24 protein-coding genes are annotated in these 24,347 nt (G+C 63.6%); 8 read left to right on the forward strand and 16 right to left on the reverse strand.

Features of this window, described 5'->3' with window-relative positions; all coding sequences use genetic code 11:
* Positions 1-113 precede the first annotated feature (113 nt).
* Positions 114-1,976, forward strand: coding sequence for a hypothetical protein (locus PX52LOC_RS20640; RefSeq protein WP_149111871.1), 1,863 nt, complete (start codon positions 114-116; stop codon positions 1,974-1,976).
* Positions 1,977-2,057: 81 nt separating this feature from the next.
* On the opposite strand, the gene PX52LOC_RS20645 is transcribed toward PX52LOC_RS20640, so the two are convergent.
* The 5 genes from PX52LOC_RS20645 to PX52LOC_RS40730 all read right to left on the reverse strand — a co-directional run bounded on the left by PX52LOC_RS20645 (position 2,058) and on the right by PX52LOC_RS40730 (position 6,071).
* Positions 2,058-3,197 (reverse strand): THUMP domain-containing class I SAM-dependent RNA methyltransferase, encoded by a 1,140-nt coding sequence (locus tag PX52LOC_RS20645; protein WP_149111872.1) that lies wholly within the window; start codon positions 3,195-3,197, stop codon positions 2,058-2,060.
* A 3-nt stretch (positions 3,198-3,200) separates the two neighbouring features.
* Positions 3,201-3,626, reverse strand: coding sequence for a hypothetical protein (locus PX52LOC_RS20650; RefSeq protein ID WP_149111873.1), 426 nt, complete (start codon positions 3,624-3,626; stop codon positions 3,201-3,203).
* Between the two features lie 2 nt (positions 3,627-3,628).
* Entirely contained in the window at positions 3,629-4,876 is a 1,248-nt protein-coding gene (locus PX52LOC_RS20655) for a serine hydroxymethyltransferase (protein ID WP_149111874.1), read from the reverse strand.
* Positions 4,877-4,925: 49 nt separating this feature from the next.
* A complete protein-coding gene (locus PX52LOC_RS20660) occupies positions 4,926-5,531 on the reverse strand; it encodes an HAD family hydrolase (protein WP_149111875.1) in 606 nt (201 codons plus the stop codon).
* 75 nt (positions 5,532-5,606) lie between these two features.
* Positions 5,607-6,071, reverse strand: coding sequence for a hypothetical protein (locus PX52LOC_RS40730; RefSeq protein WP_168219113.1), 465 nt, complete (start codon positions 6,069-6,071; stop codon positions 5,607-5,609).
* 167 nt (positions 6,072-6,238) lie between these two features.
* Here PX52LOC_RS40730 and PX52LOC_RS20670 point away from each other — a divergent pair, with 167 nt between their 5' ends.
* A complete protein-coding gene (locus PX52LOC_RS20670; protein ID WP_178132562.1) occupies positions 6,239-7,426 on the forward strand; it encodes a Gfo/Idh/MocA family protein in 1,188 nt (395 codons plus the stop codon).
* A 150-nt stretch (positions 7,427-7,576) separates the two neighbouring features.
* Here PX52LOC_RS20670 and PX52LOC_RS20675 read toward each other — a convergent pair whose 3' ends face one another.
* Entirely contained in the window at positions 7,577-8,380 is an 804-nt protein-coding gene (locus PX52LOC_RS20675) for a class I SAM-dependent methyltransferase (protein ID WP_149111876.1), read from the reverse strand.
* Between the two features lie 101 nt (positions 8,381-8,481).
* Here PX52LOC_RS20675 and PX52LOC_RS20680 point away from each other — a divergent pair, with 101 nt between their 5' ends.
* The 4 genes from PX52LOC_RS20680 to PX52LOC_RS20695 all read left to right on the forward strand — a co-directional run bounded on the left by PX52LOC_RS20680 (position 8,482) and on the right by PX52LOC_RS20695 (position 13,058).
* Entirely contained in the window at positions 8,482-9,579 is a 1,098-nt protein-coding gene (locus tag PX52LOC_RS20680) for a methyltransferase domain-containing protein (protein ID WP_149111877.1), read from the forward strand.
* Positions 9,580-9,657: 78 nt separating this feature from the next.
* Positions 9,658-10,410, forward strand: coding sequence for a zinc ribbon domain-containing protein (locus PX52LOC_RS40735; RefSeq protein ID WP_168219114.1), 753 nt, complete (start codon positions 9,658-9,660; stop codon positions 10,408-10,410).
* Between the two features lie 102 nt (positions 10,411-10,512).
* Positions 10,513-11,598, forward strand: coding sequence for a tagatose 1,6-diphosphate aldolase (locus PX52LOC_RS20690; protein WP_149111878.1), 1,086 nt, complete (start codon positions 10,513-10,515; stop codon positions 11,596-11,598).
* Positions 11,599-11,798: 200 nt separating this feature from the next.
* Positions 11,799-13,058 (forward strand): DUF4062 domain-containing protein, encoded by a 1,260-nt coding sequence (locus PX52LOC_RS20695; RefSeq protein WP_149111879.1) that lies wholly within the window; start codon positions 11,799-11,801, stop codon positions 13,056-13,058.
* Between the two features lie 47 nt (positions 13,059-13,105).
* On the opposite strand, the gene ribA is transcribed toward PX52LOC_RS20695, so the two are convergent.
* The 8 genes from ribA to aroF form a co-directional block, all read right to left on the reverse strand.
* Entirely contained in the window at positions 13,106-14,368 is a 1,263-nt protein-coding gene (gene ribA / locus PX52LOC_RS20700; RefSeq protein ID WP_149111880.1) for a GTP cyclohydrolase II, read from the reverse strand.
* A gap of 66 nt (positions 14,369-14,434) precedes the next feature.
* A complete protein-coding gene (locus PX52LOC_RS20705) occupies positions 14,435-15,952 on the reverse strand; it encodes a hypothetical protein (protein WP_149111881.1) in 1,518 nt (505 codons plus the stop codon).
* 141 nt (positions 15,953-16,093) lie between these two features.
* Positions 16,094-16,396: a DNA-directed RNA polymerase subunit omega gene (locus PX52LOC_RS20710; RefSeq protein WP_149111882.1), complete on the reverse strand. Its 303-nt coding sequence runs from the start codon at positions 16,394-16,396 to the stop codon at positions 16,094-16,096.
* Positions 16,381-16,977, reverse strand: a complete 597-nt coding sequence (gene gmk / locus PX52LOC_RS20715; RefSeq protein WP_149111883.1) for a guanylate kinase — start codon at positions 16,975-16,977, stop codon at positions 16,381-16,383. Before gmk ends, PX52LOC_RS20710 begins: the two co-directional genes overlap by 16 nt.
* Positions 16,974-17,858, reverse strand: a complete 885-nt coding sequence (locus PX52LOC_RS20720; RefSeq protein WP_149111884.1) for a YicC/YloC family endoribonuclease — start codon at positions 17,856-17,858, stop codon at positions 16,974-16,976. The genes gmk and PX52LOC_RS20720 overlap by 4 nt, the downstream gene beginning before the upstream one ends.
* A 21-nt stretch (positions 17,859-17,879) precedes the next feature.
* Positions 17,880-18,185: a preprotein translocase subunit SecG gene (secG, locus tag PX52LOC_RS20725; protein WP_246173425.1), complete on the reverse strand. Its 306-nt coding sequence runs from the start codon at positions 18,183-18,185 to the stop codon at positions 17,880-17,882.
* Positions 18,186-18,248: 63 nt separating this feature from the next.
* The gene (tpiA, locus tag PX52LOC_RS20730) at positions 18,249-19,007 is read right to left on the reverse strand and encodes a triose-phosphate isomerase (protein WP_149111885.1); all 759 of its coding nucleotides are present in this window, start codon (positions 19,005-19,007) and stop codon (positions 18,249-18,251) included.
* 30 nt (positions 19,008-19,037) lie between these two features.
* Positions 19,038-20,069, reverse strand: a complete 1,032-nt coding sequence (gene aroF, locus PX52LOC_RS20735) for a 3-deoxy-7-phosphoheptulonate synthase (protein WP_149111886.1) — start codon at positions 20,067-20,069, stop codon at positions 19,038-19,040.
* Between the two features lie 186 nt (positions 20,070-20,255).
* Between aroF and PX52LOC_RS20740 the strand changes: the two genes are divergently transcribed.
* The gene (locus tag PX52LOC_RS20740; protein ID WP_149111887.1) at positions 20,256-20,672 is read left to right on the forward strand and encodes a YceK/YidQ family lipoprotein; all 417 of its coding nucleotides are present in this window, start codon (positions 20,256-20,258) and stop codon (positions 20,670-20,672) included.
* On the opposite strand, the gene PX52LOC_RS20745 is transcribed toward PX52LOC_RS20740, so the two are convergent.
* Both PX52LOC_RS20745 and PX52LOC_RS20750 read right to left on the reverse strand, forming a co-directional pair.
* The gene (locus tag PX52LOC_RS20745; RefSeq protein WP_149111888.1) at positions 20,662-21,000 is read right to left on the reverse strand and encodes a winged helix-turn-helix domain-containing protein; all 339 of its coding nucleotides are present in this window, start codon (positions 20,998-21,000) and stop codon (positions 20,662-20,664) included. The genes PX52LOC_RS20740 and PX52LOC_RS20745 overlap by 11 nt on opposite strands.
* A 15-nt stretch (positions 21,001-21,015) precedes the next feature.
* Positions 21,016-23,205, reverse strand: coding sequence for a DUF1549 and DUF1553 domain-containing protein (locus tag PX52LOC_RS20750; protein ID WP_149111889.1), 2,190 nt, complete (start codon positions 23,203-23,205; stop codon positions 21,016-21,018).
* A gap of 423 nt (positions 23,206-23,628) precedes the next feature.
* Here PX52LOC_RS20750 and PX52LOC_RS20755 point away from each other — a divergent pair, with 423 nt between their 5' ends.
* Positions 23,629-24,192: a hypothetical protein gene (locus PX52LOC_RS20755; RefSeq protein WP_149111890.1), complete on the forward strand. Its 564-nt coding sequence runs from the start codon at positions 23,629-23,631 to the stop codon at positions 24,190-24,192.
* The last annotated feature ends 155 nt before the right edge of the window (positions 24,193-24,347 follow it).

Raw genomic sequence — 24,347 nt, forward strand, 5'->3', positions numbered from 1 at the left:
AGACTTTCTGCCTCGCAAAACTTGACCTCGCTCCCGCCGCTGCTACGATCCGAACAACGCTTCTTCGCGAGCCGGCTGCCGCCTTCGCTGCCGTACTTCTCAGGACTTCCACCATGGCCCGGAATCTCGCCGTTCGCCTGCTTTGTGCCGCCTGCCTTACCCTCGCGGTCGGCCCGACCCTTCGCGCGGCCGTTCTCGTCATCAGCAACGAGGCGAACGAGAAGATGGCGTTCGAACTCCACCCCGACAGCGGCGAACCCCAGAACGTGATCCTCGCCGCCGGGGAGTCACGGGCGTTCGCGTGCAACAAGTCGGCCGAGGTGAGCTTCGACGCGGAGGGCAAGGTCACGAAGTTGGCGCTCGACGCCTACAACATTTACGCATTCACGCGCCGCAACGGCGCGACGGGGTTGCACGGCGTCAAACTCGAAGGCACCGCGCCGACGGCCGGGGAACTGCCGACCGCGGCTCATTCGCAGAAGGAATTCAAGGTCGCGGTGAAGTTGCTCGTGGACGACGCCGAACGCCGCACGCAGGCCGTATGGGAGCGGGTCCTCAAGAAACGATTCGCACTGGCGGCCGACGTGCTGAAGGCGAATACCGGAGTCACGTTCGAAGTCACCGAAGTCGGTACGTGGGACACCGACCCGCGCGCGGGCGACCTGAAGGGGCTGCAAACCGATTTCGAGGAGGTCGTGAAGACGGAGCGGGCGGCGCTGGTCGTCGGCTATACGAGCCGAAAGTTCGCCCCCGGCTTTGGCGAGACGACCCCGAAGGCGATGCCGTTCGCGGGGTCGGTGGTGGCATTGCAATCGCATATCTTGATCCGCGAGGGCGACCCGCGGTCCGAACCGGACCGGGTGGAAGTGCTGGTGCAACAACTCGGCCGCTACCTGGGGGCCGTGAAGTACGCGGACCGCGCGTCGGTCATGCGGCCCCACCTCGGCGACGGGCAAGCGAATTCGGCCCGGTTCCAGATCAAGTTCGATCCGCTGAACGTCCTGGCGATGAACCTCGTCGCCGACGACCTGCGAACCGGCAAAGTCTCGCAGCTCAAAGACCTGACCTCGGCAACGCAGAACCGCCTCGGCCGTCTTTACGGGACGCTCGCGTCCCTCACGCCGACGGAGCCGCTGCCGGACGTCTACCTCGGCCTGCTGGACCGGGCCGGGATTCAGCCGCCGGAAGGCGTCGTCCCGGCGGGTGGTATTGCTGCGGCTCCGGCTACGGCCCCGAAGTCCGCGACGAAGGTGACGCGAACGCGGAATGCCAAAGAAGAGGCCGTGCGAACCGTGGTGACGGCCGTGACAACGCGGGCGGAGGCGAACGCGAAGTTGCCGGCCAACGGCAGCAGCACCCGCCTGAAGGGGGACGATCTCACGGCCGCGTACATCAAGGAAGCGGCCGGTGCGGCGGTGGGCGTTGAGAAGGAGTACCGCGAGGCGGCGTTCCTGCTCGGTCTCGGCATCGCCCTCGACGATTCGACGATCCTCCGCGACAACCCGGTAACGGCGTCCTTCTGCAAGGCGGTCGAATCCGACGACGACCGCCGGCAACGGATTGCGGTCCTCGGCAATCCGACGATCCGCAGTCGCCGCGATCTGTGCCAGCACTTCGTGATCTCGGCCGCCCTGACCGAGATGGCCGGGGCCGGTCTCGCCGAGCAAGCCGGCGTGCTGAAGGAGCAGATGGACATGACGAAGTCGAGCGGGTTCAGCTTCACCGACCTGTGCGCTGACTTCTCCGGGATCGAGTTCGCCAAGCGGGTGAAAAACAACGCGGCCGAGCTGGAGAGCGTGAACAAGAAGTTCACCGTGGCCGACTTCGTGCCGGCGATCGACGGCCTCCGCGACGGCATCTCGGCCGAGCGGTTCAAGGCCGACTTCACGTCGATGAACGACGCCAAGTTCAAGGCGGCCTACGACGCGGTGTGGAAGCGAGTGAAGGAGATGCCAGTGTACACGGAGAAGAAGTAAGGCGAGCGGCCCGGCGTAAGCGGGCCGTGTCTACGCGGCGCAAGACACGGCCCGCTTACGCCGGGCCGCTCGCCGAATCGATCACTTTCGCACTTTCCGCTCGGCAGCGAACTCCCACAGCAGGCACGGCAGGCTGCCGTTGTAGTAGTCGGTTGTCTTCACCACCTTCAGCCCCGTTTGCCGGGCGAGCCAGTTGTTCGATGTGAGCATCAGCATCCGCCAGCCCTGCCAGTGGGCGAGGAACGATTCACCCATTAGGCGGTACAGGTCGGCGAGTTCGCTTTCTTCCCCCAGGCGCTCGCCGTAGGGTGGGTTGCAGACCAGAATGCCGGGCGGGCCGGCGGGCGGGCGAGCGTCCTTCAGGTCTTGCAGGTCGAACTTCAGCAGGTTGCCGATACCGGCCGCCTTCGCGTTCGTTTTGGCGAACTCGATCGCGTCGCGGCGGATGTCACCGCCGCTGATGGGGGCCGCCAGTGGCTTCACCCCTTGCCGGGCGTCTTCGCGGATTGCGTTCCACAGTGGCCGGTCGAAGCTCGGCCAGCCCATGAAGCCGAACCACTTCCGCATCATCCCCGGCGCGCGGTTCGTCGCCATCCATGCCCCTTCAATGGCGAACGTACCGGAGCCGCACATCCAGTCCACCAATGGCACGCTGCCGTCCCAGCCGGACGCTAGCAGGATACCGCACGCGAGGGATTCGTTGAGGGGGGCTTTCACCAGGATCGGGCGGTAGCCGCGCTTGTGCAGTGAGTTCCAACTCGAATCGAGGCTAAGGACCATGTGGTCGCGGTAGACGTGCAGGTTCAGCGGGACCATCGGAGTCTCGGTGTCCACACTCGGCCGCACGCCGGTCCGCTCGCGGAATTGATCGCAGATGGCGTCTTTCACCCGCCGGGCGGCGTACTGCGAGTGCGTGATGCCACTGTCCCGCACGTTGCAATCGACGGCCAGCGTGTGGTCGGGCGTCATGTACTCGGCCCAGTTCACCGCCCGGCAGGCGTCGTACAGTTGGTCCGGGTTCCGCACGTCGGCCTCATGGACCGGTTGCAGCACCCGCACGGCCGTCCGCAGCCAGAGGTTCGCCCGGTAGAGCAGGGCGTGGTCGCCGGCGCAGTAGACGCCGCCGCGGCCGACCTCAATGTCGGCGGCGTGCAGGTGGGTGAGTTCGCCCGCCAGGAGTTTCTCCAGGCCGCGGGCACACGTAATGAAGTAACGGGGCATGGTTCAGTTCTTGGCCGCGAGGAAGCCGACGACCAGGACGCCAGTGATGGCGAGGATGATGGAAAAGAGCATCATTTGCTGGATGAACCAGACCTCGATCGCCTTGCCGAGCTTCACCCGCATCAGGCCCATGTGCAGGACGGTCGTGACCAGCATGTGCGACGGTAGGCCGATGAAGAAGCCGACGATGCGGGCCTCCCACGGCGGGTAGCCGGCGGCCCGGTAGACTTCCTGCAAGATCGAGATCATGATCGCCTCGACGATGGCCCAGACGATCCACGAGACGACCACGATGCCGGACGCGGCGAAGAAGCCGGGGCGTTCGAGGCGGCACCACCGGCAGGCGACCTGAAAGATGAACACGGCGAACGTGAGGATGCCGAACAGCAGCCCGCCGACGAAGCATAAGAGGGCGAGGACCGGGGCCACGGTTACACGGCCTCGGTCGGCACGGAGAACTCTTCGCACAACTCTCGCACGCTGCCGCGGACGCGGGAAATCAGGTCGTCGTCGCCCGGCTTCGCCAGCACATCTGTGATCCACCGGGCGATCTGCCGCATCTCCGGTTCCTTCATGCCGCGGGTGGTCAGGGCCGGCGTACCGATGCGAATGCCCGACGGGTCCATCGGCTTCCGCGGGTCGTAGGGGATCATGTTTTTGTTGACGGTGATGCCGGCCGAGTCGAGGGCCGTTTCGGCCTGCTTGCCGCCGATGCCGAACCGGCTGAACACGTCGATCATCATCAGGTGGTTGTCGGTCCCGCCGGACACGAGTTTGAAGTCGTGCCGCATCAACTCTTCCGCCAAACACCGGGCGTTGTCGATGACTTGCTGCGAGTATTCGCGGAAGGCGGGGCGGAGGGCTTCGCTGAACGCGACCGCCTTCGCCGCGATGACGTGCATGAGCGGCCCACCTTGCAAGCCGGGGAACACGGCCGAGTCGATCTTCTGCTGCCACTCGCCCTTGCACATCGTCATGCCGGCCCGCGGGCCGCGGAGGGTCTTGTGCGTGGTCGTCGTCACGAAGTCGGCGTGCGGCACCGGGTCCGGGTGCAACTTCGACGCGACTAGCCCGGCGATGTGGGCCATGTCCACCATGAGCAGCGTGCCGGTTTCCTTCGCGATCTCGGCAAACTTGGCGAAGTCGATGGTGCGGGAGTACGCGCTCGCCCCGGCGATAATGAGCTTCGGCTTGTGCTCGCGGGCTTGCGCGGCGAGGTGGTCGTAGTCGATGCGGTGCGTGTCCTTCGTGACGCCGTAGCTGACGACGTTGAAGTACTTGCCCGAGAAGTTCAACTTCATGCCGTGCGTCAGGTGGCCGCCGTGGGCCAGGTCGAGGCCGAGGATCGTGTCGCCGGGGGTCAGGGCGGCCAGGAAGACGGCCATGTTCGCTTGCGCGCCGGAGTGCGGCTGCACGTTGACGTGCGCGGCCCCGAACAGCTTCTTCGCCCGGTCGATGGCCAACCGCTCGACCTCGTCCACGTACTCGCAGCCGCCGTAGTACCGCTTGCCGGGGTAGCCTTCCGCGTACTTGTTCGTCAGCACCGTGCCCTGGGCGGCCATCACGGCCGGGCTGGTGTAGTTTTCGCTCGCGATCATCTCCAGGCCGAACCGTTGACGGTTCCGTTCCGCCTGGATCGCGTGAAAAACCTCGGCATCGGCGTGTTGAAGGGGGTTCATCGAACGGTCTCGTGAGCGGAGCGGTACCCCGTCCTTTGTATCGAATCGGTCATTCAATCGGAACACCCGCGGCCCGAAGTTTGTCCGCGAGGCGATCACCCGACTGGTACAACACGCCCGTCCACCCGTGCGCCACGGCGGCGGCGATGTTCTTCGGCAGGTCGTCCACGAATACGCACTCGTGGGGTTCTGCGTGCGCCCATTCCTGGGCCCGCTGGTAGAACTCCGGCCGCGGCTTCCTCGCCCCGACGACGTGCGACGCGACGAGGTGCTGAAGATGACTCAGCACCGGGGCGAACATCTTCGTGAACTGCTGGTAGTGGGCGTCGTTCGTGTTGCTGGCCAGCACGAGGCGGTACTTTTTCGCCAGCACCGGCACGAGTTCGCACACGTCGGGGTTGGGCCAGAAGATGTCGGTGTAGGCCGTGAGGAATTCCTCGTCGGTACAGCGGAAGTTCGCGAGTTTCTTGACGTGTTCGAGGTACTGGTGCGTGGTGATGCGGCCGGAATCGTAGTCGTCCCCGAGCGTGCCGCCGTAGAGCATCGTCTCCAACTCGGTGTGCGGCACGTCGGTGTAGCGTGCGAAGTGCTTGAGCGCCCGGCCGTGGTCGAAGAAGCCGATCACGTTGCCGAAATCCAGGAAGATCGTTTTCATCGGGAAGTTCGCTTCGAAAAAGGGAAAGCCCGGCCGGGAGAGTGGCCGGGCTTTCGGGATTCAGCCGTGGTCGGCTTATGCCTTCATTTCTTCCTTGACGAGTTGCATGTAGCAGGTGCCCTTCTTTTCTTCCTGCTTCTTCGCCAAGAAGTCCTCGGCCTCGGCCTTCGCGTTGTACGCGAAGGTGTTCAGTCGCTTGTTCGAGTTGTCGAACACGACCCAGACGGCCTTCATCGTCACGACCTTCACGGCCCGGGTCCGCTTGGCCTTGGGCTTCACTTCCTTCTTGACCTTGGCCTTCGCCTTGGACTTTTTCTTCTTGGGCGCGTCCTCGTCGTCGTCGTCGCCTCCGCCCTCGTCGTCGTCGGAGGCTTCCGCGGCCTCGTCATCGGCCTCGTCTTCCTCCTCGGCCTCGTCGTCGTCTTCAATTTCGTCGTCGTCTTCGACTTCGACCTTTTCTTCCCCCTCGCGGGCTTCGGCGGCCTCCGATTGGCGGCGCAGGTCCAGCCGGCTCGGTCCGCTCTTTCGTCCTTTAGCCATGAGGTCGATCCTCCGGTACAGTCGTTGCCCACGTTCGGGCGGGGTTCGCTAGTCTGTTTAACTTACCGACACCGCCGACCGCGACAAGATCGACGAACGTCTCGCCCTTCGGCCCGGTCGGCTTACAATCTCCCCCATCCAACCTCTTCTTGTTCAGGAGTCTCTCCATGCCCACGAATTCACCGCTCAACCGGAAGCTCCGTATGGGCCTCATCGGCGGCGGTCAGGGAGCGTTTATCGGCCGCGTCCACGCGACGGCCGGTGTCCTCGACAACCGTGCCGCCCTCGTCGCCGGGGCACTTTCCTCCGACGCGGCGAAAGCGAAGGCATCTGCAGCCGATTACGACATCCCCGCCGACCGAGCCTATGGCAGTGTGAAAGAGATGGTCGCGGCCGAGGGGAAGCGGCCGGACAAGGTCGATTTCGTCTCGGTCGCCACGCCGAACCACACGCACTTCGAGATCGCGAAAACCTTCGTCGAAGCCGGGTTCAACGTCATCTGCGACAAGCCGATGACCTTCGATTTGGCCCAGGCGGAAGAACTGCTGAAGATCGTTGAAAAGTCCGGCGTCGTGTTCGCGGTCACGCACAACTACACTGGTTACCCGCTCGTCCGGCAAGCCCGTGAGATGATCCTGAACGGCGACCTCGGCGAGATCAACGCCACCCGCAGCAATTACATTCAGGGCTGGCTGCGGACGCGGTTGGAAGCGGAGAGCCAGAAGCAGGCCGCGTGGCGGACCGACCCCTCAAAGTCCGGCATCGCCGGCTGCTTCGGCGACATCGGCACGCACGCTTACAACCTCGGTCGGTACATGACAGGGCTGCTTCCGAAGGAGATTTCCGGTCATTTGAAAATCTTCGCGGAAGGCCGGGCGCTCGACGATTACGGCACGGCCCTCGTCCGGTACGAGAACGGTGCCCTCGGCACAGTGACGGCCAGCCAGATCAGCCACGGCCGCGAGAATGACCTGTTCATCGAAATCGACGGCACGAAGGCGGCACTCCAGTGGCGGCAGGAGAACCCGAACGAGTTGATCGTCCGCAAGAACGGCGAGCCGCACAAGATTTACACCCGCAACGGCGGCCCGTACCTCGGTGCCGCAGCCGGGGCCGCGAGTCGCTTGCCGAGCGGCCACCCGGAGGCGTTCTTCGAGGCGTTCGCCAACGTCTACGGAGCGGCCTTCGACGCGATGGTGAAGAAGGCCAGCGGCGAGAAGGTCGAATCCGTCAACACCGTCTACCCGAACGTGTACGACGGCGTCGAGGGGATGCTCTTCATCACGCAGGTCGTGGCGAGCAGCAAGGAGAACGGCGCGTGGCTGCCGTTCCACCACCCGAAGAGCCGGAAGTAGAGTCGGCTGGGTCCGCTGAGTCGAGGTTGCCGTTTCAACGGCGAGCGGCCCGGCGTGAGCGGGCCATGTCTGTCCCACGCAGACACGGCCCGCTCGCCGTTGCTTGAGTCGGGAAATTGGTAGGTGCGGATGGAACCGGCCCCATCCCAACTACTTTCGATACACCGCAACCACTTCCGAAATGAACAAATCGCGGACGCCGGGGACGTGCTTGAGCCACTTCACCGGCCGCTGAATGTTGTATTGGCGGTAGAGTTGGCGGAAGCCGCTCGCCCGCATCAGGCGTTCGAACTTGCTGACGGTCAGGCGGTGCAGACCGAGTTGTTCCCAAGTGGTGTCTGCCGGCAGGCCGATCGTCTTCATGCAGGCCGATTGCGGGAACAGCAGGTGCGTCCACCAACCGGGTAGCCGCGTCCAGGTGTGCTTGCCGTGCGGGTGGCCCCACGGCGGGCCGAAGCTGAGCAGCAGGAGGCCGCCCGGCTTCAGCACGCGGCGGATTTCCGCGAGCGACTCGTCCGGCTTCGGTAGGTGCTCCATCACGTCCACGCAGAACACCACGTCGAACGCCGAGTCCGCGGCCGGGATGCGGTCGCCGGGGTAGCAGATGAAGTCGATGTCGGTCGTGCCGCGGAGTTCGGCCTGTTGGCGGGCGAAGGAGAGTTTGTACTCTTCCAGGTCGATGCCGAGGGCGGACCGCGTTTGCTCGCGGATGGCGAACGTCAGCCCGCCGGCCCCGCAACCGAAGTCGAGTGCCCGACCGCCAACCCACTCGCGGTTCAGCCCGAGGAACCGCTCGACGGCCATTTTGCCCTTTTCGACCTCGTGGTGAAAGTATTTCTCCAGGTAGGCGGCCTTGTCCTCTTGGGCGTGGAGGGCGACGAGTTCGTCCGCCTCCGGTGACGGATTCGAGAACCACGTTTGGTAGTACCGACAAAGTCGTTCCGCGACCGCCATCCCGCCCTCGTTTGCTCGTTTCCGCCTTGTATGCCGTCGAATTGCTATCTTACTTCACACAGAGACAATTGCCGGAAATTACCGCGTACCCACCCGAGATCATGGCCCGCCGCTCGAAGTCCGAAGACACGCCCCTGCCGCCGCTGTACGCCATGCTCCACGCGGGGTTGGAGCCGGTCGTCGCGGACGAGATTACCCGCGACCTCGGCGGCGAAGTCAAAAAGACCCGCCGCGGCACCGTCATCTTCCGCCTCAACACCATCGACGAGGACGTGGTGCAACTCCGCACCACGGAAGACGTTTACCTCCTCGCGTGGGGGTCCGACACGCTCACGTACAAGGCCGCCGACCTGAAGTCGATCGAGCAATGGACGGCGAAACAGCCCGACTGGAAACGGCTGTTCCAGATTCACCACGCTGTTCGGGGAATGCCGAAGGGCAAGCCGACGTTCCACCTCGTCTGCCAGATGACGGGCGAGCACGGCTTCCGCCGGGTGGACGCCCTCGACGCGATGGCCGACGGGCTGAAGGGGAAAATCCCCGGGACCTGGCAACCGGCCGACGAGAACGCCTGGCTTGAAATTTGGCTGACGATCACCGGCCGCACGGCCGTTTGCGGCGTCCGCCTCAGCGACCGCACCATGCGGCACCGCGCCTACAAGCGGGAACACGTCGCCGCGTCCCTGCGGCCGAGCGTGGCCGGGGCGATGGTCCGCCTCGCCGGCGCGGCCCCGGACATGACCGTCCTCGACCCGTTCTGCGGGGCGGGCACGATCCTGGCCGAGCAGATCGAACTCAGCCGCCGGCGCAGGGCCGGACACGTCCGCGTGATCGGCGGCGACTTGGACGCCACGACCCTTTTGAACGCGCAGGCGAACATCGAACGCCTCGGGCCGGTCGATCTGTGCCGGTGGGACGCGACGGCGTTGCCCCTCGCCGCCGAGTCGGTGGACCGCATCATCACGAACCCACCGTTCGGCAAGCAACTCTCGGCCCCGGAACTGATCCCCGGCCTCTACCGGGCGGCCGCGAAGGAGTGGAACCGCGTCCTCCGGCCGGGCGGTCGCGCGGTCTTTCTGGTGGCCGAGTCGGTGACGCTGCGGGAGGCGGTCAAGGCCCACGGCTGGCAGCAGCAGCGGGAACTGAAGGTCCGCGTCCTCGGCCAACTCGCGGTGATGAGCGTCTGGCAGAAGCCGTGACGACGCGATAGGATGCGAGTGGGTCGATTGTTCGTCGCTCGTTCATTTTCTGCCGATCCGGCTCTCGTGGAGTGGCCCATGTTCGTAATGAAGTGCCCGGAGTGCGACGCCGAGTTGAAGGCGAAAGCCCGGCCGCCGGAAGGGAAGAAGATCCGCTGCAAGGAGTGCCAGACGGCCTTCGTCCCGAAGGTGAAGGAAGTCCAGGAAAAGGCCGCGGCCCCCGTGAAGCCGGTCGCCGCCGAGAAGCCGGCCGAACCCGCCGCGAAGCCAGTCGACGACGACGAGAACGACATCAACCCCTACGGGCTTGTAACCGAGGAAGACACCGAGGAGCAGAAGGCCGCGAAGGCGAAGGTCCGCTTCGACGGTGTGGACGACAAGAAGAAGCGGAGTGCCCGCGGCCCGGCGATGTCGCTGCTCGTGATGCCGGCCAACCTGCTCGTCGCGTCCGGCGGCCTCACGTTCGTGATCGGCCTCGGTACGATCATCTACGGGTTGTGGCCGTTGATCTTCACCGACGTCTCGCCGAGCGACGACGACTACTCGGAACAACTGCCGTGGGTGCTCTTCGGCATCATCATCGCCATCTGGGCGGCGCTCGTCTTGCTCGGCGCGAGCCGGATGCAGAACCTCGAATCGTACACGTGGGCGATGACCGGGGCGATCATGGGCATCCCGCTTGCCCTGACCGGCATCTTCGCGCTCATCACGCTCCGCAACCCGAAAGTCCTCGCCGGCTTCATGGAAGTCGAAGGCGCGATGGACAACGAGGAAGAGGAAGAGAAGGATGACGACGAGGATGAGGACGACGAAGACGACGAGGACGATTAATTCAATCGCGGCGAGGCCGGGGCGGATGTCCCTGCCTCGCCGTGTAGTTCGCTATCTCATAAGACAGTCTCCGATCTTCCCATCTCTGGAGACGCTAGAACGATGTCCACCCCTCATTCCGTAACCCGTGTACTCGGCCTCGGCCTCACCCCCGGCAAGATGCGCGGGCTGCAACGGATTAGCAACGCGAACGGCACCCTGACGATGGTCGCCACCGACCAAAACAGCAGCATGATGTCGATGATGAAGAAGGCCACCGGTAAGGAGCCGACCTTCGCCGAGATTGCGGACGCGAAAGTGATGCTCTCCCGCGCCCTCGCGCCGCACTGCTCCGGCCTCCTCGTCGACGGCTACTACGGTTATTGGAGCACCGTCGCCGCCCAGGCCGTGCCGAGCAGCACCGGCTTGCTCATCCGCGTCGAGAAGTCCGGCGCCGCCAAGAACAAGGCCGGTGCCCCGTGCGGCGAAGTCGAACAGGGTTGGGGCGTCCACAAGATCAAGCGGTGCGGGGCCGACGCGGTGAAGTTGCTCGCCCAGTTCGAGCCGGAAGAGTTCGACTCGGCCGAGCACAACTTCGAGTTCACCCGCAAGATGTACGAGGACTGCATCGCCCACGACATCCTGTTCCTGCTGGAGCCGATCCACTTCGCGTACAACGGCGAGGACGACAAGTCGAAGACGAAGCTCGACCGTAAGGCGACGACGGTGATCGACTCGGCCCGCATCCTGAGCCGGCTGTGCGACATCTACAAGTCCGAGTTCCCTGGCACGCCGGGCGTCGAGAGCGACGCCCAACTGACCGACAACCTGAAGCGGCTGAACGACGCCTGCGAGAAGCCGTGGGTACTGCTGAGTGCCGGCGTGGACTACGACCAGTACAAGAAGCAGGTCGAAATGGCGATGAAGGCGGGGGCGAGCGGCATCCTCGGCGGCCGAGCGTTCTGGAAGGAGTTCTTCACGTACACCAACCCAGCCGAGCGGCAGAAGTTCGCCGAGACGGAGTGCGTGAAGCGCGTCACCGAGATTGACGCGATCGTGAAGCAGGGCACGCCGTGGTTCAAGAAGTACGGCTACTCAATGGAAGACCTGCACACGCTGCGGGCGGCCGAAGGCTGGCACGCCCGCTACGCCGGCGGCACCGCCGTCGCCAGCGGCCCGACGAAGGTCGACCCGAACGCGGTGTATTGATGTCGCTTTGGATTACGAATAGCCCGGACCGGTAGCTCCGGTCTGTTTCGACCGTAAACGTCTAAAAGAGGGACATAGTTCGTTTTGAAAACGAGCTGCGTCCCTCTTTTTGCGGTTGACCCATTTTGTGGCGACCAAGGAACCAATGGGCGAACGTATATTACTGAAATGGAGTAATTCTCTGCTTTCGTGAGACACTCATGAAACCGCCGACTTTCTTCCTTTCATCCACGATCTACGATTTCAAGGATCTACGCTCTGCCATCAAGTATTTCTTGGAGCGGCAGGGCTGCCGGGTTCTAGCATCTGACTTCAACGACTTCCCAAAACCTCTCGAAAATCATTCCTACGAAGGCTGCCTAAAGTCGATCGCCGAAGCACACTTCTTCATCTTGCTCATCGGGGCTCGGGTCGGTGGCTGGTACAACGAGCCGAATCAGATTAGCATCACGCAGCAGGAATACCGCGAGGCATATCGGCTCCACGAACAAGGGAAATTGAAAATCCTTGCATTTGTTCGAGCTAATGTGTGGCAAATGAAGGACGACCGGAAGTTATTAGCGAAACACATCCAAGAGATGGACCTTGATCCGGGGGCAAAGGCTCAAGTGATGTTAGCTCCGACCAAGGCCGCGACGAATGCAGAGTTTATTAGCAGGTTCATCGAGGAAGTTGGAAAAAGCAAGGAGACCGCATCCGCAACAAAAGGCCAAGGGACGTATCCGACTGGGAACTGGCTTCATATCTTCGAGCAGTTCGGCGAGATCATTGAGCAACTTCAGGTGCAAGCGTTCACGAAGCGGCCCGTAGAGGAGGTGGCGTTGCGTCGTCTCCTTAGAGACGAACTGCATGAGTTCGTGCGGATATCACTCGTGCGAGGGCAAAAGAGTGTGTTTAGCTCGCGACGTACTATTGAACATTTCTACGCACGCATGCCCGAAAAGCTCATGCTTGACAAGCAGAAAACTACAGTGAACACAGAGGAGTTTGATCAGCTATGTTCGCACTGGATTGGGTCGTGTCTTAACACAAAATTCTATCCAGTCGTCCTGCCTCGTTCGCTGGCTTCGCCACTATTCATGGAGTATTGCAGTCAGACCGGAACGATGGCTCCGTTGCCAGTTCATACCGCGTTAGTGAGACTCACGATTGAACTTGAAAGCTACGAGATTGCGCGACAAAAGGCTGACTGCCTCGGTCTCATTGGTGAATCGGGGCCCAGGCAACGGGGTGGTGTCGGAGAGACGATACAAGTCTCAACGATCAAGTTATTGGGTATACTAATCATGATGGATCGAGTCTGTAATATCATCGAGCTGAGCAAGGCTATTATTCAGCATCTAGATGGCCAACTGTTTCTCATGCCTAGTTTGCGTCCACGATCACCGTTATACGCGCACGGAGAACTCGAAAGGGAAGATGTAACAGCGGCTGAAACCGAAGCATTTTTGTTGATGTAAAAAGTGGATGCGGCGAATTCGCAAAGCGAGCCGCGTCCACTTTTCGCTCACTTCTCCACGCCCTCGCCTTCCAACTTGTCGAGCAGGTGGCCGAGCTTCTCCCGCTTCGTGGCGAGGTAGTCGCGGTTGAACTCGCCCGGCGTCATTTGGATCGGCACCCGCTCGACGATCTTCAGACCGTAGCCCTCCAAGCCGATCACCTTCCGCGGGTTGTTCGTCAGCAGGCGGATCTGTCGCACGCCGAGGTCGTGCAGGATTTGTGCGCCGATGCCGAAGTTGCGGAGGTCCGGGGCGAAGCCGAGCCGCTTGTTGGCCTCGACCGTGTCCAACCCTTCCTCTTGCTGAAGGCGGTAGGCTTTTAGCTTGTTCAGGAGGCCGATGCCGCGACCTTCCTGCCGCATGTAGACGATCACGCCCTTGCCGGCGGCGGCCACCTGCTGCATGGCGTACTGCAATTGTGGGCCGCAGTCGCACTTCGCGGAGTGCAACACGTCTCCGGTCAAACACTCGCTGTGCATCCGCACCAGTACCGGTTCGTTCACCGGGCAAATCACGCCACCGGTGTGTTCGACGCCGACGCCGCCCATGGTGATGGCGATGTGCGGTTCCGCGTCGACCAGCGACGTGTACGCGAACAGGTCGAATTCGCCGAACTCCGTCGGCAGTTTCAGGCCGATCTCTCGCTTCACCAGTTTCTCGGTCTGCCGACGGTATTCAATCAGGTCGGCGATGGTACACATCTTGAGGCTGTGGTGCCGGCAGTACTCGATCAAGTCCGGCAGGCGGGCCATGGAGCCGTCTTCGTTCAGGACCTCGCAAATCACGCCGACTTCGCGAAGCCCGGCCATCCTGCACAGGTCGACGCTGCCCTCGGTGTGGCCGGCCCGCACCAGTACGCCGCCCGCCTTCGCGATCAGGCCGTCCATGTGGCCCTTGTCGCGGACTAGGTCGTTCGGGCCGGACGCGGGGTCCGCACACACCTGAATCGTGCGGCAGCGGTCGTGGGCGGAAATGCCGGTGGTGATGCCGAAGTGGGCGTCGAAATTGTGCGTGAACGGCGTGGCACTCGCGTCGATGCGAACGCCGGGGAGCAGGTCCAACCCTAGGCGGTCGGCGTTCGGCTTGGACATCGCCACGCAGAGGCGGCCGCAGGCCTCGCGGACCATGAAGTTCACGTCGGCCGGCGTCATCAGTTCGCCGGCCATGACGAGGTCGCCCTCGTTCTCGCGGTGTTCGTCGTCCACCAGCACGACCATCCGGCCGGCCCGCAGTTCGGCCAGGGCGTCGGGGATCGAACAGAAGTGGTCCATCGGTCATTCTCGCGGGTTGGGGTCGGGCGTTGAACGCATTCTACGCGACCGGCCCGCTCCCGCCGCCTACTTCGGCATCCCCGGTGGCGTTTCCGCCTGACCCGAAGGGGCATTGTCCTTGCTGCGGGACGACTTCACCAGGTGCATGTCCGATTCGATGTGGCGGAGCTTCCAGGGCACCGCCGCGTCCCCCTTCGGGGCGACCGGGTCGGCGAGCGGGTCCACCGCGGCCGACTTGCGGAGGTCGTTGAGCTTCGCGAGGAAAGCCGCGTCGTCGCAAACGATGACGACCGCCCCGCGGGCCGCACTTTGCGACGCTTCCGTCCGCGGCAGTTGGATCTCGACGGGCACCCGCAGTTCGATCGACTTCTCCGTCACGGTCATGATCGGGGCCTGGTCGGGGCTTTCGGCCAGGATCGCCCCCGGTTGCACGATCCGCCCTTCCCGCCAGGCGGCGAAAAACTTCTCGCGGGGGTCGCCGTCCCGGGTGGCGTCGAGGCGGTCGAGCGGCACGAAGAACTGCGACTTGATCTGCGTCTCGTACCCCGGCGGTTCCTGCGGTAAGCTGGCACCCGCGCCCATGAGGGCCGCACGGCCCGACAGGGGCTTCAGGAAATCGAAATGCTGGAACCCCGGTTGGTTGAACTCTTGGAGCAGCATCGGCCGGACCTGCGGGGCGCGGGCGAACACCGTTAGCAGCGCGTCGTACACGAGGCTGCGGCCGGCGGCTTCGACCTCAAGGATCTGCTGGCCGTAGCGGGTAAATTTGGCCCCACCGACGAAGCCCTGCGTCGGGGCGACGACCCGCCAGACCGGCCGACTGCCGGTGGGGATTTGCCGCATCATGTCGAAGTTCAGTTTGTACGAACCCTCGGGCGTGACGAGCGTGCCGGCCGATTTGCACCGAAGGCCGGAAGCGTCCTGCTGCCACGATTGGAGGCCGTCGAACGTGAACTTCGGCTGGAACTCGTGGTTGCGGTGCAGGATGCGTAGAAGGTCGATTTGGCGGAACCGGACCACCCCGATCATGCCCGGCGTGTCTTCGAGGAAGCCCTTCTGGACCGCTTCGATGTCCCGCGGATCGACGGGCTTGCCGGCCTCGCGGGGCTTCACGTCCACCGACTCCTGCCGGCCGGTGTCGAGCGTCGTCTGGAACGCCTTGTGGAAGTCGACGGTCCGCGTGTCGATCGGGTTCACCTTTTCGAGGGTGGTCATCCAAACGACGAGGGCGTCCTTCGTGTCTTGTTGCACGCCGATCAACCGGCCGACGAGATAGGCCGCGTAGCCGCACCCGCCGAGGACGGCGACCCACCAGGCGAAATTACAGAACGGGAGGCCGGCCCGCGTGCCTTCGGAATTCTGGATTTGTCGGCGGGCGGCGAAGGCGAGGACGATGACGCCGGCCGGAAGGACGAGCAACAGCGGCTCGACGAGTTGCTGCCCGCTAAAGAAGGCGAGGATGCCGAGGACGCCGAGCGTCAGCATGAAGACGATGGTCAGGATGAGCGCGAGGATCGCAGTGACCGAATACGGGGCGTACCCGGTCGGCTCGTTGGTGGTCAGTAGCCGGGGAGCTTCGGCCATCGGTCGTCCTCGGAACGGCTCGCGGGGCAAGATATGGACTGTTCTACAAATACGCCTTCGGCCGGCGAACAGTTCGCGATGACCGGGAAACGGACGAGCCGAACACCTGGAGGTGTTCGGCTCGCTCGGATTTTAGCACATTCAGTCCGCGTCTCGCGCCTGGGTCGTCGGGATCGGGGCGGGCTTCTGCGAGCCGAAGACGTTGCCGGCGATGTTCGCCGTCGCCGTCGCGTTGCGGGATTGCAGTTCGCCGGCCACGTCCAGGAAGATTTTGTCCTGGAGGATTTCCTGCACCACGGTCTGGAGGCGGTCACCGCCCGGCACCTGGACCAACGGCTTCGCTCCGGTGTTCAGGGCGACCATTCGCTTCTGGATCAGCGTCGAGAGCTTGAACCGGCCGCCGACCTTGTTGACAATCTCTTCTTCTTTCAGTTCGTCGAGCATGAAATCCCCCTGATGGTGAATTGTTCCTGGATGACGGCCCGGAGGGCCTTCACGGTTTCGCCCAAGTCGTCGTTGACGACGCGGACGTCGAAGTCGTTGCGGCAGGCCAGTTCCGTCTCGGCCGTCTGGATGCGTCTCGCCAGGGCATCGGCGTCTTCCGTCCCGCGGCCCCGCAACCGCTCGCGGAGTTGTTCTGCCGACGGTGGCATGAGGAAGATCGACAGGTGATCGCCCGGCAAGGCGGCCCGCACGCTGGCGGCCCCTTGCACGTCCACCACCAGGATCACGCCGTGCCTCGCCGTCCGGTGAACGTCGACCGAAGCGTTGGGCGTGCCGTAGTAGTCCCGCCCGAAGACGACCGCGTGTTCGAGCATCCGGTTCGCCGCGACTTCGTCCTGGAACTTCGCCACGGTCCAGAAGTGGTAGTCGCGACCGTCGAGTTCGCCGGCCCGCGGTTGCCGCGTCGTGGCCGTGACGGCCCGCCGCAGGGGCAACTCCGGCGTCGTGGCGAGCAGTTCCGCCACGACCGTCGTCTTCCCCACACCGCTCGGCCCGGACACGACTAGCAGTGGGGCGGTCATTCGACGTTCTGTACCAATTCCTTCATCTTTTCGAGCGTAGCCTTGATCTCGACCACGTTTCGGGAGATCGTCACGTCGCCGGCTTTCGAGCCGAGGGTGTTCGTCTCGCGGCCCATTTCTTGAAGGACGAACTCCAGCCGCCGACCGGGGCCGTCGCTCTCCTTGCGGATCACCTCTTCAAACTGTATCAGATGGGCGTCGAGCCGGGTGACTTCTTCCGAAACGTCGGTGCGGTCGGCGTAGGCGGCGAGCTCGCGGATCAGGTGCTCCGGTTCGACCGTCACGCCCGCACTCGCGACGGCCTGCCGGATGCGGTCCAGAAGGCGTTGCCGGTAATCGTCCATCACCCGCGGCAAGTGTTGGCGGACCAACTCGAGTTGGTCCTTGATGTGGCGGTGGTGGAGAAGCAACTCGTCCGCCATCGCACGGCCTTCGTCACGCCGCACGGCGTCCAGTTTCGTCAGGGCTTCGTGCAAAACCCGTTCGACCAGCGGCCATTCCTCTTCCGGGACAGCCGTCCGACTGCCCGCCTCCGGGGCAATCCCCGGCAGGGCGAGGAGAGCGGCCAGAAGGACGCTAGTGTCGGTCGCGGCCGGGCAGGCGGCTTGAATCTGTTGGAGGTAGCCCGTCAGGACCGCGGTGTTGAGCGTGTGGCCGTTCGTGCCGCGCTGCCGTTCGACCCGCACGGTCAGGTGCAGGGTGCCGCGCTTCACGGTGCGGCGGATGACCTTCTCGAAGTCGGGTTCCAGCGCGGGATACGGCTCGGACCCGCGGACGGTGACCTTGAGGTGCCGGTTGTTGACCGAGCGAACTTCGAGCGAAACCGCGAGGTCGGGCGTCAGGGCGCGGGCTTCACCGAACCCGGTCATACTCAGCAGCACGTGTCCGACCTCGGGCGGTGGTTACTTGGCGGGTTCGACGAGGCCCGCGGGCGGCGTGGTGCCGCGGGCGTCGGCCTGCGCGAACTTCACGTGAACCATGATGACCAGCACCCACACGCCGGCGAGGTACAGGGTAATCTTGGTGAAGGCGTCGCCGGCCCGCGAGCCGAACGCGCTGGAGCCGCCGGCCCCGCCGAACGCCCCGGCCAACCCGCCGCCCTTACCCCGTTGGATGAGGACGACGAGCATCAGCAGGACGCTGACGATAATGATGACGACGTTGAGAAAGTACGAGATGCCCGAGGCACCTTCCGCAAAGAGGGTCACGCGCCGACCTCCTGGACGATCACAGTTCCACAACTGCTAAGTTATGACGGCCCGGCGAATCGCCTAGCCCGCCGCCTTCACGATGGCCAGGAAACTATCGGCTTTCAGGCTCGCGCCGCCGACGAGTGCCCCGTCCACGTCCGGCTGGTGCAGAATCGTCACCGCGTTGTCCGGCTTCACCGAACCGCCGTACTGAATGAGAAGCTCCGACGCCACTTTCTCGCCGAACATCTCGACAATTTTCCCGCGGACGAAGGCGTGGGCCGCCTGCGCCTGTTCCGGCGTGGCGACTTTGCCGGTGCCGATGGCCCAGACGGGTTCGTAGGCGATGACGAGGTTTGCCATCTGCTCGGGGGGCACGTCCGCGAGGCCGAACGAGATTTGTCGGTCGAGGACGGATTCGGTATGGTTCGACTCGCGCTCGGCCAGCAGTTCGCCGATGCAGAAGATGACGTGCAACCCGGCCGCGAGGGCCGCCCGGGCCTTCTTGTTGAGCAGGTCGTCCGTCTCGCCGAGGCCGTGCCGCCGCTCGCTGTGGCCGATGAGAACGTACTTACACCCCGCACCGAGAACCATCTGTGGGGCGAGTTCGCCGGTGAACGCCCCTTCTTTCTCGAAGTGGCAATTCTGGGCACCGACAACCACGGCCGACCCCTTGACCGCGTCCGCAACGGCCGTCAGCCACGGGGCCGGTGGGCAGACCGCGACCTGGACTTTGCTACTGGACCCGACTTCTTTCGCCACCGCCGCCGCAAGGCTCTTCGCCCCGGCGAGGTCGGTGTACATCTTCCAGTTGCCCGCCACAAACTTCGGCCGAGCCATCGCTTCCCCTTTAGAAGTTGAAAATGAAGATCACGCTTCTGTTGGTGCCCAGAAGTGCCGGCCGAGCGCATCGCCGAGCCGGCGGAGGTCGCCCATCAAGGCCAGGAACTGGTGCGGCGGCAACGCTTGCGGGCCGTCGGAGAGGGCCTTTTCCGGGCAGTTGTGGACTTCCACGTGGACGCCGTCGGCCCCGGCCGCGACGCTCGCCCGGCACATACTCGGGATCAGGTCCGGGCGGCCGGTTGCGTGGCTCGGGTCCACGATGATCGGCAGGTGCGATTGGCCCTTCACGTTCGGGACGGCACTCATGTCGAGCATGTTCCGCGTGCTGTCCTCGAAGCTCCGCACGCCGCGCTCGCAGAGGACGACGTTCTTGTTCCCCTCGGCCAAGATGTACTCGGCCGACATCAGCAAGTCCTTCACCGTCGCGCTCATGCCGCGCTTCAGTAGCACCGGCGTTTGCGTGCGGCCGCACTCCTTCAGCAGATCGAAGTTCTGCATGTTGCGGGCACCGAGTTGCAGCATGTCGGCGTACCGGCAAACCAGGTCCACTTGCCGAGGGTCCATCACTTCCGTGACGACCGGCATGTCGTACTTCTGGCCCACGTCCTTCAGAATTTTTAGCCCGTCCTCGCCCATGCCCTGGAACGCATACGGGCTGGTCCGCGGCTTGAACGCCCCGCCGCGAAGGATGTTCGCCCCGCCGGCCTTCACGTACTTGGCGACTGTGTCCATCACTTCGTAATTTTCGACGGCGCACGGCCCGGCGATCATGGCGAGGCTACCGCCGCCGATGCGCACCTTGCCGACGTAAACGACGGAGTCGTCCTTGCGGAACTCGCGGCTGGCGAGCTTAAACGGCTTCATGATCGGCAGCACTTGTTCGACGCCGGGGATGGCGGCGAAGTTCTGAGCGAACGGCTTCGTCTCGTCGCCGATGGCCCCGACGATGGTCCGCGACTCGCCCCGGCTGACGTGCGGCTGAAAGCCGAGTTCCCGCACCCGTTCGATGACGTGATCGATCTGTTCCAGAGACGCATCCGGGCTGAGTACGAGAATCATGAGGACACCGTCCACGAATCGCAGGGCTTTGGCCGCGCGACCAATCAGGGAGAGCCAACAATACGGCTAAGATATCGAAGATATGGGAACGGCGTCGGGGTGACTACCGATCCCGGTGATTCCACACGCCGTTGACCCGACAAGAACGGTTGCTATTCTCATGCCCTCCCGAATGAGGGCAACGGCATGTCTCCTCGGCTGTTGGTTCTGGTGACTGCGGCGGTGGCGATCCTGAGCAGCGGTTGCGGGACGACGCTTAACACCTGCATGATTCCGCAGAACGGCGGGCAGCGAGTCTATGGCGGCGTCCGTCTGGATGCGACTTGTGTTGCAAGCGCTGTTACCGACGAACCAACTGTATTTAATCCTCTGGGTACCTCGAAACCAAAAACAGTGTACCAACGCGCCTGGGAAATGCTCTTGTTCGGGATCGATCTACCGTTGAGCGCCATCGGCGACACGGTGACGCTGCCGTATTTCCTGCTGTCTGATGTGAACAACAGCATTAACAACTATTACTTCCCGCCGAAGAAATCGGCCGTGGAAGTTCCCGATGCACTGCCTTCGGAAACGGCTCCGATGAAGCTCGCCGTTACGAAGTAAACCTGGCTGCTGCTTCCGCGAGTTTCGCCACGAGCTTCTGATACAAGGCAATCGCCTCTCTTCCGCGAGCGGTGACAACGGCCCCGCCGCCGCCGGTCCCGCCGGTTGTGAGTTCGACGAGCGGTTCGCCGGCCGCGTCGTTCATCGACTTCACCAGGGTCCACGCGCGGCGGTAGGACATACCCATTTGCTTCGCAGCGGCCGAGATGCTGTGGTGGTGGTCGATGTGGCCGAGCAACTCCACGCGGCCGGGGCCGAGGACTTTCTCGCCGTCACGTTCGACCCAGACGCGGACCTTGAGACCCCAACCGGGCTTGTCGCCGAGCATGGCAATGTCCTGTCTTCAATCCCCGAAGACGAACTCCGGCGTGTTTAGCAGGCCCCACATCAGGTCTTCGACCGCCTCCCGCCGCTTCGCTCCGGTTTTCTCGAAGCGTGATACGCACGCGGCCTTCTCGGCGTCGGTCGGGGGGCGGCAGTACGCGAGTAGGTACAACTCCTCCACGACCTCGGCACTCGTCAACTTGCTCGCGGCCAACTTCGCGGCCCGGCCGTCGTCGGCGGTGATCTTACGACTGAGGCTCGGGGCGTTCATCAGGTGCAGGGCTTGCACGACGGTCGTGTCGGTGGTCCGCTCGCACGGCGGGTCCTGGTTCGGGTCGGGGCGGCCGAAACTGTCGAGGAACTGCGAGGTGCCGCGGACGGTCCAGGCTTCCATCGCCCGCGAACCGGGTGACATCGCGTCGAACTTCTCGGTCACGCCGGTAATGTCCGTGACGGCGTCCAACAACACTTCGGCCCGAAGGCGTTGGCGGTAGTGCCGGGAGTAGTTCCGCGTGTCGCCGACGTTGCGGTCCTGCGGAGTCGAAGACAGGCCGTAGACGTAACTCGTCGCGATGCGGCGAATCAGCTTCTTCAAGTCGTGGCCGTTTGCTCGGAAGTCGGCGGCGAGTTCGTTCAGCAGGGCCGGGTTCGACGGCGGGTTCGTGTCGCGAAGGTCGTCCACGGGGTCCACGAGGCCCCGGGTCATCAGGTCGGCCCACACGCGGTTGACGATGACCTTGGCGAAGAACGGGTTCTCCTTCGCCGTCACCCACTCGGCCAACTTCACCCGCGGGTCGTCCTCTGGGGCGATCTCCATTGGCGAACCGAGCAACGGTGTCGGCGTCATCTCCTCGCCGGTCAGCGGGTGCTTGACCGGGCCGCCGCGGCGTTTGCCCGTGGCAGGGCTTTCGCTGGCGAAGATGATCTCCTCGCTGCCGGAGATGGGGGCCGAGATGCCGGTGCCCTTCCGCCCGATGCGGCCGAAGAACGCGGCGAAGCTGTAGAAGTCCCGCTGGCTCCACTTCTCCGACGGGTGCTGATGGCACTTCGCGCAGTCGAGCCGCACCCCGAGGAAAAGCTGGCTGACCATCGGCGCGAGTTCTTCCGGCTCGCGGCGGTTGCGGTAGAACACCGTCGCGCCGTCCTTGAAGGTGCTGCCGGACGCAGTGAGGATTTCTCGCACGAACTGGTCGTAAGGCATGTTCTTGCGGAAGACGTCTCGCAACCACGAGTCGAGGTTGAACGTCGCCTTGATGCCGACGTGGTACGGGTTCGGCCGCAGCAGGTCGGCCCACTTGTTCGCCCAGAAGTCCGCGTACTCCGGCCGGGCGAGCAGGGCGTCGATCAATTTCTCGCGCTTCTTCGCGTCAGCGTCCTTGAGGAACGCCCGCGTCTCGTCCGGCGTCGGCAGGCGGCCGATGATGTCGAGGAACGCCCGCCGGAGGAAAGTCGCGTCAGTCGCTTGCTCGGACGGCGTCAGGCCGAGTTGCTTGAGCTTGTTCCAGGCGTGGCCGTCGATGAAGTTCTGCCGCGGCAGCTTCTCGTACAACTTCGCGTTCACCGTCCCCGGCAGCGGGATCAGCACATTACTCACGGCAAACTTGTCCGCGTAGCGGGCCGTGACCGCCGCTTCGCCGGCAATCGGGCCGGTCTTGATCGTGCCCGTCGCGTCCACGGCCGCATAGCCGCTGTCGTTGGACTGGAAGGCGGCGAGTTTGGTCACGTCCTCGGAACTGCCGTCGCTGAAGTGGGCCATCACGCGAAGGGGGAGAGCGGTGTTGAACGTCAGCAGTTTCTCGGTCGGCGATACCGTGATCTTCGCCAGCGTCGGCGCGTCCTTCGGCGTCCGCGGTGTGCCGGCGACGATCCACGCTCTCAGGAGGGCGTACTCGGGTGAGTCCTTCGGCAACTTCCGGCCGCCGCCGTGCGGCACGTCGCCGCAGGCTTTGCGGAGGAACAGGCTGAAGTCCACATCGGCCGCGAACAGCCGGCGGCCGCGGGCCTCGGTGACGATGGCGTTGTAATCGAAGTCCGTGTCGAAGCCGAGGAGCGACAGGGCGAACCCGTTCTGCCCGCGGGCCTTGCCGTGGCAGCCGCCGCTGTTGCAGCCGTAGCGGGTCAGGATCGGCTCGACGTTGCGCTCGAATGTCGGCTCGGAGGCGGACGCAAACGACGACACGAGGAGTAATACCGGGAAGGTGAATTTCATGTCGGCAGACGGCGGGGGGACAGTTCGCGGCGCGAACAGGGTCGGCAGGTAAATGAAGTGTAGCCGACAAGGACGGCGGGGAGCAACCACGAAAAACCGAATTCGCCTTGGTGCCCTGCGGTCCGATCACGTTGCCGGGAAGCAGCGGATGTAACCCGATGCGAACGGAATTGGTAGGGTAGTGTCCTCTTGGGTCAAATCGAAATCTGACAACCTTCGGCCAGCGTAGAAGGAGTATCTGCTCATCTGGTACACGACCGGAGATGGTTGAAAAAACGAAATCGGGCGTCGTTTTCCGGGGATGGGGGCATCGAATCTTTTGTCCTTGCGCGAAACGGTTCGACGGCCTTCGCTGTCACACAGGTTGCGCTCACGTTCGGGTCCGTTCGGCGGGTGAGAAAATCTACCAATGGAGGGTCTTCTGTGCGCATTTTTAAAATCAAATCGGGTCCCCACAAAGACAAACAAATCCACGTGACCAAATACATTAAACGCGCCCGGGGCGTGGACATCAATATTGAGCACAACGTCCCGACCGTTTCCGGGAAGTCGCTTCAATGGGTGCAAACTGTTTCCGACAACGGAACATTTTTCAAAGACTGTAAACTAAACCCCCACGTCGACCCGTACGGAAAGGGTGGGGCTGTCAATACCGTTTCACTCCCCGGATTCCCAGGCTCTTGTAAAGCCGATGACTTGCTCCCATTCTTCTGGACGACGGCGGAACTCGCGATTGTCGGATCGAGATTTTCTGATAAACCGAGCGAGGCAGTGCCAAAATCCGGCCGAACGTGGACGATTTTTATCACGGCTCTAACGGAAGTTACCAACAAAGCGGTGCAACATCTGGTGTACATCAATTGGGGTTACGATCTTATGGCCGATGGGTCCGTGCGGGTCGCCGCCATCGTCACGCCGACGGATGATCAAATAAAAGCTCACCTGCAGACGCTCAGAAAGATGTACCCGACCTTCACCTACACTTGATGCCCGGGAACGATGCACAGTGGGCCGTCACCTTCAGTGGCTGCGTCGCATTGAACGTCAGCGGGTTTTCGGTTGGTGACACCGTGAGTTTCGCCATCGCACGCGGCGTGCCGGCGACGATCCACGCTCTCAACAAGGCTTATTTGGGCGAGTCC

The organism is Limnoglobus roseus, from assembly GCF_008254045.1.
GTDB classification, from domain to species: domain Bacteria; phylum Planctomycetota; class Planctomycetia; order Gemmatales; family Gemmataceae; genus Limnoglobus; species Limnoglobus roseus.

Bases quoted from the DNA above. Each gene is read 5' to 3' on its own strand.
- PX52LOC_RS20655 (WP_149111874.1), bottom strand. From the start codon at position 4,876: ATGAACCCCCTTCAACACGCCGATGCCGAGGTTTTTCACGCGATCCAG.
- PX52LOC_RS20660 (WP_149111875.1), bottom strand. From the start codon at position 5,531: ATGAAAACGATCTTCCTGGATTTCGGCAACGTGATCGGCTTCTTCGAC.
- PX52LOC_RS20690 (WP_149111878.1), top strand. From the start codon at position 10,513: ATGTCCACCCCTCATTCCGTAACCCGTGTACTCGGCCTCGGCCTCACC.
- PX52LOC_RS20680 (WP_149111877.1), top strand. From the start codon at position 8,482: ATGGCCCGCCGCTCGAAGTCCGAAGACACGCCCCTGCCGCCGCTGTAC.
- PX52LOC_RS20745 (WP_149111888.1), bottom strand. From the start codon at position 21,000: ATGCTCGGCGACAAGCCCGGTTGGGGTCTCAAGGTCCGCGTCTGGGTC.
- PX52LOC_RS20740 (WP_149111887.1), top strand. From the start codon at position 20,256: ATGTCTCCTCGGCTGTTGGTTCTGGTGACTGCGGCGGTGGCGATCCTG.
- PX52LOC_RS20695 (WP_149111879.1), top strand. From the start codon at position 11,799: ATGAAACCGCCGACTTTCTTCCTTTCATCCACGATCTACGATTTCAAG.
- PX52LOC_RS20710 (WP_149111882.1), bottom strand. From the start codon at position 16,396: ATGCTCGACGAACTGAAAGAAGAAGAGATTGTCAACAAGGTCGGCGGC.
- aroF (WP_149111886.1), bottom strand. From the start codon at position 20,069: ATGATTCTCGTACTCAGCCCGGATGCGTCTCTGGAACAGATCGATCAC.
- PX52LOC_RS20640 (WP_149111871.1), top strand. From the start codon at position 114: ATGGCCCGGAATCTCGCCGTTCGCCTGCTTTGTGCCGCCTGCCTTACC.
- PX52LOC_RS20705 (WP_149111881.1), bottom strand. From the start codon at position 15,952: ATGGCCGAAGCTCCCCGGCTACTGACCACCAACGAGCCGACCGGGTAC.
- PX52LOC_RS20670 (WP_178132562.1), top strand. From the start codon at position 6,239: ATGCCCACGAATTCACCGCTCAACCGGAAGCTCCGTATGGGCCTCATC.
- PX52LOC_RS40735 (WP_168219114.1), top strand. From the start codon at position 9,658: ATGTTCGTAATGAAGTGCCCGGAGTGCGACGCCGAGTTGAAGGCGAAA.
- gmk (WP_149111883.1), bottom strand. From the start codon at position 16,977: ATGACCGCCCCACTGCTAGTCGTGTCCGGGCCGAGCGGTGTGGGGAAG.
- tpiA (WP_149111885.1), bottom strand. From the start codon at position 19,007: ATGGCTCGGCCGAAGTTTGTGGCGGGCAACTGGAAGATGTACACCGAC.
- PX52LOC_RS20645 (WP_149111872.1), bottom strand. From the start codon at position 3,197: ATGCCCCGTTACTTCATTACGTGTGCCCGCGGCCTGGAGAAACTCCTG.
- PX52LOC_RS40730 (WP_168219113.1), bottom strand. From the start codon at position 6,071: ATGGCTAAAGGACGAAAGAGCGGACCGAGCCGGCTGGACCTGCGCCGC.
- ribA (WP_149111880.1), bottom strand. From the start codon at position 14,368: ATGGACCACTTCTGTTCGATCCCCGACGCCCTGGCCGAACTGCGGGCC.
- PX52LOC_RS20675 (WP_149111876.1), bottom strand. From the start codon at position 8,380: ATGGCGGTCGCGGAACGACTTTGTCGGTACTACCAAACGTGGTTCTCG.
- PX52LOC_RS20750 (WP_149111889.1), bottom strand. From the start codon at position 23,205: ATGAAATTCACCTTCCCGGTATTACTCCTCGTGTCGTCGTTTGCGTCC.